This window comes from Virgibacillus sp. NKC19-16 (genome assembly GCF_021560035.1).
Classification (GTDB): Bacteria; Bacillota; Bacilli; order Bacillales; family Amphibacillaceae; genus Virgibacillus_L; species Virgibacillus_L salidurans.
In genome coordinates, this window is sequence record NZ_CP074373.1 from 3,340,865 (window position 1) to 3,354,809 (window position 13,945).

Annotated in this window: 13 protein-coding genes and 1 pseudogene; all 14 read right to left on the reverse strand. The window is 41.8% G+C overall.

Translation table 11 applies throughout. The annotated features are described in order from the left end of the window. Nucleotides 1–412: 412 nt before the first annotated feature. Nucleotides 413–1,243: a D-aminopeptidase DppA gene (gene dppA / locus KFZ58_RS16655; RefSeq protein WP_235792406.1), complete on the reverse strand. Its 831-nt coding sequence runs from the start codon at nt 1,241–1,243 to the stop codon at nt 413–415. A gap of 289 nt (nt 1,244–1,532) precedes the next feature. Continuing rightward, the gene (gene murA, locus KFZ58_RS16660) at nt 1,533–2,861 is read right to left on the reverse strand and encodes a UDP-N-acetylglucosamine 1-carboxyvinyltransferase (protein WP_235792407.1); all 1,329 of its coding nucleotides are present in this window, start codon (nt 2,859–2,861) and stop codon (nt 1,533–1,535) included. A gap of 34 nt (nt 2,862–2,895) precedes the next feature. After that, on the reverse strand, nt 2,896–3,609 hold the full coding sequence (locus tag KFZ58_RS16665; protein ID WP_235792408.1) for a YwmB family TATA-box binding protein: 714 nt from the start codon (nt 3,607–3,609) through the stop codon (nt 2,896–2,898). 98 nt (nt 3,610–3,707) lie between these two features. Further along, nucleotides 3,708–3,938: a DUF1146 family protein gene (locus KFZ58_RS16670; protein ID WP_235792409.1), complete on the reverse strand. Its 231-nt coding sequence runs from the start codon at nt 3,936–3,938 to the stop codon at nt 3,708–3,710. A 179-nt stretch (nt 3,939–4,117) separates the two neighbouring features. Beyond that, nucleotides 4,118–4,513, reverse strand: a complete 396-nt coding sequence (locus tag KFZ58_RS16675; protein ID WP_235792410.1) for a F0F1 ATP synthase subunit epsilon — start codon at nt 4,511–4,513, stop codon at nt 4,118–4,120. A 104-nt stretch (nt 4,514–4,617) separates the two neighbouring features. Further along, nucleotides 4,618–6,002 (reverse strand): annotated as a pseudogene (gene atpD / locus KFZ58_RS16680) (F0F1 ATP synthase subunit beta). 66 nt (nt 6,003–6,068) lie between these two features. Beyond that, nucleotides 6,069–6,926, reverse strand: a complete 858-nt coding sequence (gene atpG, locus KFZ58_RS16685; protein WP_235792411.1) for an ATP synthase F1 subunit gamma — start codon at nt 6,924–6,926, stop codon at nt 6,069–6,071. Between the two features lie 96 nt (nt 6,927–7,022). After that, entirely contained in the window at nt 7,023–8,540 is a 1,518-nt protein-coding gene (gene atpA / locus KFZ58_RS16690) for a F0F1 ATP synthase subunit alpha (RefSeq protein WP_235792412.1), read from the reverse strand. Nucleotides 8,541–8,561: 21 nt separating this feature from the next. After that, the gene (locus tag KFZ58_RS16695) at nt 8,562–9,101 is read right to left on the reverse strand and encodes a F0F1 ATP synthase subunit delta (protein WP_235792413.1); all 540 of its coding nucleotides are present in this window, start codon (nt 9,099–9,101) and stop codon (nt 8,562–8,564) included. Beyond that, the gene (gene atpF / locus KFZ58_RS16700; protein ID WP_370642511.1) at nt 9,098–9,610 is read right to left on the reverse strand and encodes a F0F1 ATP synthase subunit B; all 513 of its coding nucleotides are present in this window, start codon (nt 9,608–9,610) and stop codon (nt 9,098–9,100) included. Before atpF ends, KFZ58_RS16695 begins: the two co-directional genes overlap by 4 nt. 138 nt (nt 9,611–9,748) lie before the next feature. Beyond that, the gene (gene atpE, locus KFZ58_RS16705; protein ID WP_235792415.1) at nt 9,749–9,955 is read right to left on the reverse strand and encodes a F0F1 ATP synthase subunit C; all 207 of its coding nucleotides are present in this window, start codon (nt 9,953–9,955) and stop codon (nt 9,749–9,751) included. A gap of 53 nt (nt 9,956–10,008) precedes the next feature. Then, the gene (atpB, locus tag KFZ58_RS16710) at nt 10,009–10,731 is read right to left on the reverse strand and encodes a F0F1 ATP synthase subunit A (protein WP_235792416.1); all 723 of its coding nucleotides are present in this window, start codon (nt 10,729–10,731) and stop codon (nt 10,009–10,011) included. 45 nt (nt 10,732–10,776) lie between these two features. Continuing rightward, nucleotides 10,777–11,157, reverse strand: a complete 381-nt coding sequence (locus KFZ58_RS16715) for an ATP synthase subunit I (protein WP_235792417.1) — start codon at nt 11,155–11,157, stop codon at nt 10,777–10,779. Nucleotides 11,158–11,723: 566 nt separating this feature from the next. After that, entirely contained in the window at nt 11,724–13,820 is a 2,097-nt protein-coding gene (locus KFZ58_RS19225) for a S8 family serine peptidase (protein ID WP_304956803.1), read from the reverse strand. Nucleotides 13,821–13,945: the final 125 nt, after the last annotated feature.

Consider the following 13,945-nt stretch of genomic DNA (forward strand, 5'->3'; position numbering starts at 1 on the left):
TGAATCCCTCCGCTACGGAAATACATTCCGCTTAGTGTTCCGGTTACTACCGCTAAATTGTATTAGTAATCAATGTCTAGACATCGAACCATCTCACTAGTTCGGGTGAGCGAAGGGCAGTGACTCCTGCGGGAAAAGCACGTGTCTGAAGACCCCGCAGGATTATTCTAAGGAAGGCCGACTAAAACCGTCCTTTGCGGACAACGTCGGCATACCCCTTGCCGAGGCAAGGAGGCTGAAGCCGTGCCCTAAGGATGCGCATTCGCCCTTCGCTGACCCGAACGGCGATTATAGCAAACAGCACTTACGTCGCGTTTTATATCAACTGCGAAGATTTAAAAGCAGCAATACTTGCGATAATAGCTTTTTCTATAGATGATTTTGAAAAATGCTATAGTAGACGCATAATTCCTTAATTCGTTGAAAATGTTGTATTCATCGCAAGCTCTGTCATGACTAACATGGCTTGATATGCTTCCAGGATGTCTTTTGCCTGATATGTAACCATCGTTGTACCAGGTACTATCTCTGTATTTGGCATTAGATTGGCCCATTCCGCCTGCCCGTAATTATTAAATTCGATCTTTAATGTCGGATTTTCAGGTGGTTTGAGTGGCTGGATTTCATCACGATTCTCCAATGCTTGTGCAACTTTTTCCGTTAAAAGCACGCCAGCCTTTTTCGGTGTTAAACTTTTAACCGCAGACCTTGAAATCGCCTCTTTTACGGCTACTGTGGTTACATTCGGGATGAGCTTTTCTGCTTCTTTAGCGGCTTGGTCGTCACCCGCAACGAGCAAAATCGGTACACCAAAATGTCCGGCAACATATGCATTAAAGCCCATTTCACCAATCGGTTTATCATCGATGTAAAAATTCCGAACCGCATGAATCATCGCATGTGACATGACACCAAATTCCCCCGCACGCGCATGATAACCTACAAACATTGCTGCGTCACAAGTCTCGTCAATTCCCTGCATCATTGATAGCGGTTTCACATTTCCTGTTATTAATTCCGCTTCCGGATGCAGCTCATCTATTAAAATATTATTCATTTTCGAATGGCTGTCATTGATTAAAATAGATTCACAGCCAAATTTAAATGCTGCGTCAACCACGTAATTCGTTTCCGTTGTCATGATTTTACGTCCTTGTTCATAATTATGTTCACCAGCAATAACATATGTATAATCCGGCAATCCCGTAATCCCTTCCATGTCGACAGAAACATATAATTTCATGATGCACACTTCCTTTAATTTGTAAGTGTTAGTAATTTTGTTTTAATTCTAACATATATTATTTAAAATAAAAAGACAATTTTTAATGTGAATTAATTGTCTTGTAATCTTGTTGTGGATTTAGACGATGGTCTTCGGGGATTCGGGGTGGCATTGTCGGGAATACAAATGATGTCCCAGTCGATTAGTCGATGCTTCAGCACCCTCCAAGTTGACCTCGCCCAAACAAAAAACAGATGGGCTCCATTGATGAGCACCATCTGTTTTCGATCATACCTATTAATAATTATTACGATAACTTAGCTACAAATTCGGGTGGCTTTTCTTCGACTTGTACAAATGGGTTAACAACATCGCCATTTTCATCAACGCGTTCGATATCTGCACCTAATGAAGCTAATTTTCCTGCTAAATCAACATAGCCACGGTCAAGATGTTTGAGTTCTGTAACACGTGTATAACCTTCTGCACTCAAACCAGCTAAAATCAGGGCTGCCGCTGCTCGAAGGTCGGTTGCTGCTACTTCAGCTCCTTGTAATTCACTTGGCCCTTCAACGATGACACTGCGTCCTTCGATTTTCATTTTCGCGTTCATTCGGCGGAACTCTTCGACATGCATAAAACGGTTTTCAAAAACAGTTTCTGTAATGACACTAGTACCCTCTGCATTTAACATTAATGACATCATTTGTGATTGCATATCGGTAGGAAAACCTGGATGCGGGAGTGTTTTAACATCCGTCGCCTTCAGTTCTTTCGGCCCGATGACACGAATCCCCTCTCCCTCTTCGGTAATCGTCACATTCATTTCCTCAAGCTTGGAGATTACAGAGCGTAAATGTTCGCTTTCCACATTTTCGATTAATACATTTCCACCCGTAATTGCTGCCGCCACCATAAAGGTTCCAGCCTCAACACGGTCGGGAATAATTGGATGTTCTGTACCGCTCAGTTCCTCCACACCTTCAATGCGAATTGTTTCTGTACCGGCACCTACGATCTTCGCACCCATTTTATTCAAAAAGTTTGCCAAGTCAACAATCTCAGGTTCCTTTGCAACATTTTCGATGGTCGTTGTACCTTCTGCTAAAGATGCTGCCATCATAATATTTTCCGTTGCGCCGACACTAGGCATATCTAAATAAATTTTCGCACCCTTAAGACGTCCATCTACATTGGCTTCTACAAAACCATTGCCAACATGGACGTGGGCACCCATTGCTTCAAATCCTTTCAGATGCAAATCAATTGGTCTTGATCCGATTGCACATCCGCCCGGCATTGCAACTTTCGCATGACCATAGCGCGCCAGTAATGGTCCTAATACTAACACGGAAGCACGCATTTTACGGACGTATTCAACAGGAGCTTCTGTTTTAATTTTTTTAGAAGCGTCAATAACGACTTCATTATTTTCGAAATGTACATCAGCATTCATATTTCGCAAAACTTCATTGATTGTATATACATCTGCCAGGACAGGAACATCTGTGATTACACTTTTTCCTTCACTTGCCATAAGGCTTGCTGCAATGACAGGGAGTACTGCATTCTTCGCGCCCTCCACTTTTACGGTACCATTCAGCTGCTGTCCACCTCTTACGATGATTTTTTCCATATCATAATTCTCCTCCAGATACAATTTCACTATATTAATATTCATTTATTAGGATAGGTGTTCCTATCGTGTATGTAGGATCTCCATTTCCACTTTCTTCTGCAGCTATTTGCACGTTCATAGGTATATCCCCTATAGTTATTTTTTGTTCCCATAGTGGTGTATACCCGTAAATAATTTTTTCATGCCTCGATTTTTCGACCGTGTCGAATTGTGTCTCCATATGTTGAAGTTTAAGGCGATCCATTAATTCATTTAAAAAAACCTCATTATTCATTATATCACCATTGTCTGTTGTCAGACAAGCAAATACTTCTACAAACTTTGTGAAATATTCCGCACGTATTGTATCTAGTATGGATTGGTAATTTTCTTCAATAGAAGTATTCCAATGGGTACCTTTAATTACTGCAATTAACTCTGCATCATGTGTCCCGTTCTTAGGAAGTATACCATTATAGATTACGGAAATAGAGCTGGATTCATGAACGTGCTCAAAAGAATATTGTATACTGTTTTCATCCTCATTGACAGTGACCAAATGCCTATTTTTCAATTCTATTATTCTATCCTGGAAGTCATTTTTATCCATTTTTTCTTTTAATATAACTTCCCAATCACCGATGCTTCCATAACTATCGGTAACAACTGAAGCCAATTCCATCATCTCATCATTCTGCATATGACCTGCCGTTGCTTCAGATGTGATAAATAAAAATAATAAACTTATAAATACCAGTTTCCTCATGAAAAAATCCCCCTCATATTACTATAGATACCTATAGTATGAGCAGGGATCGCATTAAATAAACTTCTCAAATTGTGACAAATTACTAGATTGCCAGTTTAGAAGAGATATAATAAGTCTCTGGACCATTGCAAGACCTCAAGAAAAAATCTGCTGACACCAGAACCGATGACAATCGTAATAAAAAGCAATAAAATTCTTGCCTCTGTTACACGACTTTTTCGTATAAGCGGGTCAAAATTTATTGCTACTACCAACCGCCAAGTGATAGAAATAAAAATAATATGTGAGATTATACTAATAACTGCTAATTGTCCTATATCAAACATGGGAACCACCTAACTTTTTAATACTACTAGTTACTTTGCCATTTGCGCATGAAAATGTCAACGGATTGCAGCCTGAACTAAAAATTCGACTAAGCGCCTTTCATTTCCCGGGAAATATCGACAAGATTATTACATAAAAAGTCTCTCGCAACCTTAGTCACGAGAGATATTTTTGTTTTTTACCGACCGACATCTAAACGGTTCAATGCTCGTTTGAGTGCTAATTCTGCCCTTTGGAAGTCGATATCGTCCTGGTTAGATTGAAGACGGCGTTCGGCACGAGCTTTTGCTTCTTCTGCACGCTCGACATTAATTTCTGAAGGTTTTTCTGCAGTTTGGGCAAGAATTGTTACTTTATCTGGCCTTACCTCCATGAACCCGCCGTTTACAGACAGACGTTTCGTATCGCTATCGCCTTTTAAGCGGACCGCGCTAATTGATAATGGAGCGACCAACGGAATATGTCCTGGTAAAATACCGAGTTCGCCGGTTTCTGATTTACAGCTAACCATATCAAAATCTTCTTCCAATATTGGGCCATCAGGAGTAACAACAATCACCGTTAGTGTTTTCAATGTAACCCCTCCTCGGACTGGTATGAAGGTTCCATGTACGTGAATATATCCAGCCTTAAGTCACTACCTGCAACTTTAGCGAATATTGCTTCTACCACCCGTTATTATTCCATACCTTTTGCTTTTTCGATTACATCCTCAATTGGGCCTACCAAGCGAAATGCATCTTCTGGTAAGTCATCATATTTACCATCCAAAATTTCTCTAAATCCTTTTATCGTTTCGGCTACTGGTACATAAGATCCCTTTTGTCCAGTAAACTGTTCTGCAACATGGAAGTTTTGCGATAAGAAGAATCTCAGACGACGTGCACGGGATACAGTAAGTTTATCCTCGTCACCTAACTCATCCATACCTAGTATTGCAATAATATCTTGCAGTTCTTTATACTTTTGCAACGTTTGCTGAACTTCTTCTGCTACTTGATAATGTTCGTCACCTACAGATTCAGGATCCAGTGCACGTGATGTGGATGCTAGTGGATCCACCGCAGGATAGATACCTTCCTCTGATAAGCTACGATCCAAGTTTGTTGTAGCGTCAAGGTGAGCGAATGTTGTTGCTGGTGCCGGGTCTGTGTAGTCATCGGCAGGCACATAAATCGCCTGAATCGATGTTACAGAACCTTTATCTGTTGATGTAATTCGCTCTTGTAATTGTCCCATCTCTGTTGCAAGGGTTGGCTGATAACCAACGGCAGAAGGCATACGACCAAGAAGTGCGGAAACTTCAGTACCTGCTTGTGTGAAACGATAAATATTATCGATAAAGAGAAGCACGTCCGCTCCCTTTTCATCACGGAAATACTCAGCCATTGTCAGTCCTGTTAGTGCGACACGAAAACGTGCACCTGGTGGTTCATTCATCTGCCCGAATACCATAGCTGTTTTGTTAATAACACCGGAATCTTTCATTTCATAGTAAAGGTCATTCCCTCACGTGTACGCTCACCAACACCTGCGAACACGGAAAGCCCTCCATGCTCCAATGCAATATTATTGATTAGTTCCTGGATTAAAACGGTTTTTCCAACACCGGCTCCACCAAATAATCCAATTTTACCACCCTTAATGTAGGGTGCCAGTAAGTCGACAACCTTAATGCCAGTTTCGAGAATTTCTGTCTCTGTGGACAGATCCTCAAATTCAGGTGCTTCCCGGTGAATTGGATCCCGGCGCACGTCAGCTGGAAGTGGCTCATCAAGGTCGATATTGTCACCAAGCAGATTGAAAACCCGGCCTAACGTCGCGTCTCCAACTGGTACGGAAATCGGATTACCTGTATTTACTACTGCCATTCCACGTGTGACACCGTCTGTGGAAGACATCGCAATTGTACGTACACTATTATCACCCAGATGCAGGGCAACTTCCAGTGTAAGATCAATTTCTTCCTGTCCTTCACTTGCTTGCGCCTGAACAGTTAAGGCGTTATTAATAGCCGGGAGCTGTCCGTCATCGAATCTTATATCAACGACAGGCCCCGTCACTTGTGTTACATGTCCTTTGCTCAATGATTTCCCTCCTAACTAACTTTCGAAAATGATCCATGAATCCTATTCCAGTGCTGCAACTCCACCAGTAATTTCAGTGATTTCCTGTGTAATAGCACCTTGGCGGGCACGATTATAGGATAATTCCAAGTCATCGATAATTTCATTGGCATTATCTGTTGCACTGTTCATCGCCGTCCTACGTGCAGCATGTTCACTGGCCTTACCGTCTAACAACGCACCGAAGATTAAACTTTCAGCGTATTGCGGCAGAAGCACTTCCAGAATTTGTTGCTGATCTGGCTCATATTCATACTCATTATTTGAGTCATTTCCTTCTATATCTGTAATTGGCAGTATCTTTGTACTAGTCACCTGCTGGGAAATAGCACTTACATAGTGATTATAGAAGATATTCAATTCATCAATTTCTTCATCACCGTACATACGTACCGTGTCCGAAGTAAGTTCTTTAATATCTGTAAAATTCGGCTGATCTGAGACACCAACTAAACTTCTGGCCATCGGCATATTTTGCTTTTGGCAAAATTCATATGCCATGCGCCCTATTGCAATTACCGTGTATTCATCTTTTGAATTATGCCGCTGTTGAACCGTTTCATATAGATGCCTTAACACACTGCTGTTATACGCACCCGCTAGTCCACGATCAGACGTGATAACAATATATCCTGTCTTTTTAACATCGCGATGCTCCAACATAGGATGAGTCGCCTCCGAATCCCCTGCTGCAATACTCGCAACAACTTCCTGTATTTTAGCACTATATGGTACAAACCCTTTGGCATTTTGTTCTGCCTTAGACATTTTAGAGGCAGAAACCATTTCCATTGCGGCTGTGATTTGTTTTGTCTTCTTCGTCGAATCCATTCTAGTTTTAATATCTCTAATTGACGCCAAGCTTTTCACCGTCCTTCCTGGAACAGATGCCAGAGGTTAGAAGTCAGAAGTCGGATTACCCTGGCTCTTATATTTCTACTCATGACGATTTGTTATCTATGATTCATTATTACTTGGTAGAAAAGTTTTCTTAAATGTTTCTACTGCTCCGTCCATATCGCTTGCTTCCGGTAATTGCCCGGTCTCACGGATGGATGCTAGTAACTCTTGACGATTGCTGTCCAACCATGTATGGAATTCAGATTCAAAACGAGTAATGTCTTCAACTGGTATATCATCAATATGTCCTTTTGTTAGTGCATAGATAATCATGACCTGTTTTTCAACAACTAACGGTTTATGCAGCCCTTGTTTTAGGATTTCAACTGTACGTTGACCACGACCCAGTTTTGCAAGGGTTGATTTATCCAAGTCTGAACCGAATTGCGAGAAGGATTCAAGCTCGCGGAAGGATGCCAGGTCAAGCCTTAGTGTACCGGCAACTTTTTTCATTGCCTTAATTTGTGCAGAGCCACCAACACGCGATACAGAAAGTCCTGGATTAATCGCTGGACGAACCCCTGAGAAGAATAAGTCTGACTGCAGGAAGATCTGTCCATCGGTTATCGAGATAACGTTTGTTGGGATATAGGCAGAAATATCACCTGCTTGTGTCTCAACGAATGGCAGTGCAGTTAATGAACCGCCACCTAATGTATCATTTAATTTCGCAGCACGTTCCAGCAAACGGGAGTGAATATAGAACACATCCCCAGGGAATGCTTCACGGCCTGGAGGACGACGCAAGAGCAAGGAAAGTTCACGGTACGCCGCTGCCTGCTTCGATAAATCATCAAATACGACGACAGCATGTTTGCCGTTATACATGAACTCTTCAGCCATTGCTGTACCTGCATATGGTGACAGGTATAATAATGGTGCCGGATCTGAGGCCCCTGCTGAGACAATAATTGTCTTATCCAATACGCCGTAGCGACGGAAGGTTTCCACCGTGCTTCTAACCGTTGATTCCTTTTGACCAATGGCTACATAGACACAATACATATCCTCATCTTTCTGGTTTATGATGGTGTCAACGGCTAAAGTTGTTTTTCCTGTCTGACGGTCTCCAATGATAAGCTCACGCTGACCACGGCCAATTGGTACAAGGGCGTCAATTGCTTTTATACCAGTTTGTAAGGGTTCACTAACCTCTTGACGGTCCATAACGCTTGGTGCTGCACCTTCTATTGGACGTGTACCCGTTGTTGCAACCGGACCTTTCCCGTCAATTGCTTGTCCAAGCGGGTTAACCACGCGTCCAAGTAAATCCTCTCCGACTGGTACTTGCATGATACGGCCTGTACGACGAACTTCATCGCCTTCTTTAATATCTGTATATGGGCCTAAAATAACGATACCAACATTACTTTCTTCCAGGTTCTGCGCCAAACCCATGACACCATTTGAAAATTCAACCAGTTCCTGGGCCATAACATTATCTAAACCATGCGCACGTGCGATACCGTCACCGACTTCAATAACTGTTCCAACATCCGTTACTTCAATATCTGTATCAAAATTTTCGATTTGCTGTTTTATCAGTGTGCTGATTTCTTCAGCTTTGATGCTCATACCATTTCACCCCTATCATCATTAGTTTGCAATTCCTATATTCCGTTCGATGCGTTTAAGTTTTCCATTAACGGAGCCATCGAAAATCGTGTTCCCGATACGGATCTTAATTCCACCGATAATCGAAGGATCTACAACATTATTCAGCTTAATCCCTTTTTTGTTCAAGCGTTTAGCGAAGGTAGCCTCAAGCTGAGATCGTTCTTCATCTGATAATTCGCGAACAGAATATACGGTTGCTTCTGCAATTTCCTTTGCATCGTTCACCAATTGGATAAAATGATCAATAATGGATGGGATGATCTCCGTACGCCTCCGGTCTACAAGTAACTTTATTGTATTTAAGGCGTCTGTAGACAAACCTTGAAACGCTTCGACTAACAGCTGTTTCTTTTTCTCATTATTAATACGAGGATGCTTTAGGAATGTATTAAGTTGTTCATGTCCCAGAAAAACTTCATGAACAATCTGAAAATCTTCAACTAGTTTTTCTAAATTAGCTTTATCTTCGCCGAGTTGAAAAAGAGCATCTGCGTAACGGCTGGCTACTACTTCACTCATCGCTCTTCTCCTATCTCTTTAATGTATTCATTAATCAATTCCTCTTGATCCTGTGCACTGATTTCTTTTTCAATAACCTTTGTTGCTATAAGTACGGATAATGATGCAACCTTATCCTGCAGTGCTTGCAATGCTTGTTCTTTTTCATTTTGGATATCATCTTGAGCTGCTTGTTTAATACGATCTGCCTCTTGGCGAGCTGATTCAATAATATCCTTCTCTTGTTTCTCACCTGCATTTTTTGCGTTTTCTATCATTGTTTGTGCTTCTTGTTTTGTTTGATTTAATTGTGCTTGTGCTTCTTTTGCCGCTACCTCAGCTTCCTCACGGCTTTTTTCAGCAGATTCAATTTCACCAGCGACGTATTCCTCACGCTTTTGCATGACGTTCATTAACGGACCCCAGGCGAATTTTTTAACCAGGAAAAGCAATAACAGGAAGAAGAATAACTGATAAAGAATATCTCCTATCCGCAAGCCGCCTATTGCGCCAATGACCATAAAGTCCATAGCTGAATGCACAGTTTTCACTCCTTTCACGGTAATCTCGCTCATGTGTTATTCGTAATTTCTTTTAAAACTACATAAAGCAATGGCGAAGATTCCAGTAAATGAACTCCGCCATATGATCTTACATAAAGACGTTATTTACATAACCATAAATGCGATAACCGCTGCGATAATTGGAATCGCCTCAACAAGTGCTACCCCGATAAGCATTGTTTGTTGGAGCGCACCGCGTAATTCCGGTTGACGTGCCATACCCTCTAATGCTTTACTAACGATCATTCCGTTACCAAAACTCGCACCTAATGCTGCTAGTCCAATTGCGATTGCTGCTGCTAAAGCTTCCATTCAAATTTCCTCCTTTTATAAGTAAACCTTAAATTTCCATTCCATGTTTTTAATTAATGGTCATCGCTCACTTTATGAGACATATATACCATTGTTAACATCGTAAAAATAAATGCCTGGATACCACCAATAAATAAACTAAATCCTTGCCATGCCATCAATGGGAGTGGTGCGACAAAGAAACCAAGTGCACCTGAGGTTCCTAGTCCTACGAGAAGCATCAGTAAGACTTCGCCTGCATAGATATTCCCGAATAGACGTAAGCCTAACGTTAACGTGTTTGTGAATTCCTCAACAATTTTGAATGGCAACATAATTGGCACAGGACTGATATAATCTTTTAAATATGCCTTCGTTCCTCTTGTTTTTACACCATAATAATGTGTCAATACGATCACCGTTGCAGCTAATGTTAATGTTAAGGTTGCATCAGCAGTTGGTGATTTCCACCATAGATCATGGTCAACGAATCCGAGTGCTGCCACACCCATAAGGTTACTGAAAGTTATATAGGTGATTAAAGTAAGCCCCAGTGGCAGGAATTCCTTCCCTTTTTTCCAATCCATGGAGTCGTTAATAATACCTTTGACGAAATCGAGAAGCCATTCCATAAAATTCTGAACACCGGTTGGTTTCATTTGCAGCTTTCTGCATCCCCATACAGACAACAAAAACACAATCGTTGACACTACAGTAATCATCATGACATTAGACAAATTGAAATCAAGCCAGGAAATGCCAAATACATCTTCAACTATCGGGGATCCATGTTCCAAATAATCACCTCACTTGTACATCATTTTTACTATAATCTAGCTGAATTAAGCCTTCTTATCGCGTATAAACGTTTGAATGAAGAAATCTGCCATCAGCACGATATAAGAAGATACCAATCCAACAACTGCAGCAATAATATGAAAGTGTTCATCAAAGCGGAGCGCGACCACGGTGACCAATATCGCCATGGTGAGTCTGGAAAGTGTTCCGATGCCATACTTTGTTTTGCCATCTACCACAGCCTCTGAAACCTGCTTTATCTTGCGCTGCATCAACCAAAGATTATATAAGCTTGCCGCAGCCCCTAATAAAAGGCCTTGAAAGATTTGCGGATATGGTGCGAAACCAACTCCAAGTACCAATATTGCGAGAAGATAGAGCATCCACTTTCGTTGACGTGTTACCATTGCATCATAATTCTCCATGTTTCACTATCTCCTTAAAACGCAGGCAACTTATATCAACCTAGTGCCATGACAAAACATTTCTATTATACGTTTAACATAGATTCGTATAATAAATAATCTGCCAAAAAGTCTTATCCGGTTGTAGCTCAAAGTTACACTCGCAGTTGACCCAGAATAACAAACGACTTCATGTATTGCTTATAAAACTGCTTACCCATCTGTAATTAAAAAGCAAATGAGTACCGTAGTAAGGAAACCGTATACGTATGTATGACAACTTTCGGGAAATAAGCACAAATAATACAGTGTATACAGCTGAAAACCTTACCATTCCACACAAAGTTAGTTTACAATAGTTGAACCTTTATTGTCAATTGAGATGCGGATGTATGAATGAGTTTTCCTAGTGGAAAATACCCATTTGAAAATGATCGTTTTCACACCCTTTATTAGCTCTCTTGTGACATCCATCACACCCATAGTAAACAACCGCGTATCATTCATTATAACGTGAAAAACAAGGCAATTAAATGACATTTTTGTGAACATTGCCTGACGTTTACAAAAATGCCATAATTTTAGGGCTAGCCCTCTATATATACAGGTGTTTGATAACTCTCATACTTCCCGTCTTCCAACTGAACGGTTATCAGCGCGAGATAATTGCCGGGATTCCCGATGTCCGATTTATCCAGTTCCCCTTCATTCATCCCAATTTCGACATCTTCCATTTCTACTAATGTCCTTTCACGTACTAATGTATCCGGATCGTATAAATCCACGGTTACACATTTCGTTGGCTCGGTTACATACAAACGGTATAGAAATGTATCTTCGGAAAAGGGTTTTAGAGCGAATTCAAAGCCCATTGCTTTCGGATTATCAGCTGTTTGATTGACGAATAAATAAGGTAAATAATAGTACTCACCGTTCTCGCTTAATGTAAGCCATCCTTGATGGACACCTTCATTGAGTTGTGTTGTGTTAATACTTACTTCAATTGGTATTGTTTTGTTTTCCTTTGCATCCAATGTAAAGGTTTGCGGCAGATTCCAGGTTAAGCCCTTTTCCTTTTTCGGAATATCAAAGGAATAGGTTTGCTCCTGATTCGTTGTGTTCTCAACTTCTATCTCGATGGTTTCTGTTTCTTTATAGGAATTCACCTTTCCAAACGCCAGCAATGGATCACTGATGATCGTATCTGTTTCGATCGCTTGTTTTGGCCTGATTTCCCCCATTCCCTGCATGATTGGTTCAATAGGTGCCCCATCCCCGTCAGTCTCCATCCGGTTCGCGGTTGTCTTTAATGCACCGAAAATCTGCTCATTGCTCCAGTTCGGTTTTGCCTCTTTTACGAGTGCAACAGCACCTGCGACATGTGGTGCCGCCATACTGGTGCCCTGCAATAGCTGGTAGCCGTCAGGAACAGTACTTAAAATGTTTGTCCCTGGAGCAAGGAGGTCTGGCTTAATATCCCAATTCACCGTCACAGGGCCACGTGAGCTAAAATCAGCAATCGAGCTTTTTGCTTCTTGATAGGCTGTTTCCAGATACAACGAATCCGCTTGAGCTTGCTGAGATAACCACTCGCCATCTTTTTTTGAAATAGCCGCTACCGGAATTGTGAGAGGCTCCTGATCGTTTTCAACCATTCCTTGAAACATGCCATCAGTATTGTTGGCGATCAAGACAGCAATCGCTCCATTATCTTCCGCTTCCTTTGCTTTCTCATAAAGCGGGATGTCATCACGCTTTAATAGCGCTATTTTTCCTCCTGCTTGCTCGGACTCGCTTACAACCGGGTAGTCCTTCTCTAAATCCCAAGTGGGAGATCCTACCATGGTTACCAGCGGAACCTGTTTTTCAGCTGATGGTTCATATAAATAAGGTATTCGCTGCGGTGGACTGGATGCACCTACGGAAAGCGCCTTTGATGCAGTTGCCGGTGAACCGACCGTCCAATTATCCGGCCCGGCATTCCCATTGGCAAGTACGACAGACACACCAAGTTCTGCAGCACGATTGACTGCCACGCTTGTCGGGTAATCCGGCCCGTTAACCGCATTGCCTAGTGACAGATTCATCACATCCATGCCGTCCTCAACTGCCTGCTCCATCGCCGCAATAACCTGAATGGAGGTGCCAGCACCACCAGGACCGAGTGCACGATATGCATAAACTTGCGCATCCGGTGCGACTCCCTGCAACTCCCCATTAGCAGCAATTATCCCAGCCACATGTGTACCATGGAGTGTTGGTATACCCTGTTCTGGCATCGTTTCCATCGGATCATCATCCAGGTCTACCAGATCATATCCACCTTGAAAGTTTCCCGCTAAATCTGCGTGGGTATAATCAATTCCAGTATCAATCACACCAACCTTAACACCTTTGCCTGTATAGTCAGTATTATTTAGATCAGATGGGATCACTGCATCCGATTGCTCGTCGCTTAAGCTTTTAACTGTATTTGTATTCGTTTCATACGTTTGGACAGCATGAATACCCTTGATGAATTTCAGTGATTCCATTTCCTCTAACTTCTCAGGCTCTCCCTGTAATGCAAGGCCATTGAATAATTTATCAAACGTAGCCACCACGTCAACAAATGGGTGATAATCCTCAAGGTATGCCTTATGGTCGTGAGCGTCTCCTTCCACTTCGACGATGATCGATTGCATATCTTCCTCCCCAGAAGCCTGTGTTGGTATCGGGAGAAATAGTACTATGAAAAATGTCAGAGTGAAAAGAAAATAGCGCATGGCGAGGGGTGCTCCTTTTTTCTTCTTAGCTTTTGGAAGATGTG

Excerpts from the sequence above, each read along its gene's own strand:
- dppA (WP_235792406.1), bottom strand. The coding sequence starts at position 1,243 with ATGAAATTATATGTTTCTGTCGACATGGAAGGGATTACGGGATTGCCG.
- murA (WP_235792407.1), bottom strand. The coding sequence starts at position 2,861 with ATGGAAAAAATCATCGTAAGAGGTGGACAGCAGCTGAATGGTACCGTA.
- KFZ58_RS16665 (WP_235792408.1), bottom strand. The coding sequence starts at position 3,609 with ATGAGGAAACTGGTATTTATAAGTTTATTATTTTTATTTATCACATCT.
- KFZ58_RS16670 (WP_235792409.1), bottom strand. The coding sequence starts at position 3,938 with ATGTTTGATATAGGACAATTAGCAGTTATTAGTATAATCTCACATATT.
- atpA (WP_235792412.1), bottom strand. The coding sequence starts at position 8,540 with ATGAGCATCAAAGCTGAAGAAATCAGCACACTGATAAAACAGCAAATC.
- KFZ58_RS16695 (WP_235792413.1), bottom strand. The coding sequence starts at position 9,101 with ATGAGTGAAGTAGTAGCCAGCCGTTACGCAGATGCTCTTTTTCAACTC.
- atpF (WP_370642511.1), bottom strand. The coding sequence starts at position 9,610 with ATGGACTTTATGGTCATTGGCGCAATAGGCGGCTTGCGGATAGGAGAT.
- atpE (WP_235792415.1), bottom strand. The coding sequence starts at position 9,955 with ATGGAAGCTTTAGCAGCAGCAATCGCAATTGGACTAGCAGCATTAGGT.
- KFZ58_RS16715 (WP_235792417.1), bottom strand. The coding sequence starts at position 11,157 with ATGGAGAATTATGATGCAATGGTAACACGTCAACGAAAGTGGATGCTC.
- KFZ58_RS19225 (WP_304956803.1), bottom strand. The coding sequence starts at position 13,820 with ATGCAATCGATCATCGTCGAAGTGGAAGGAGACGCTCACGACCATAAG.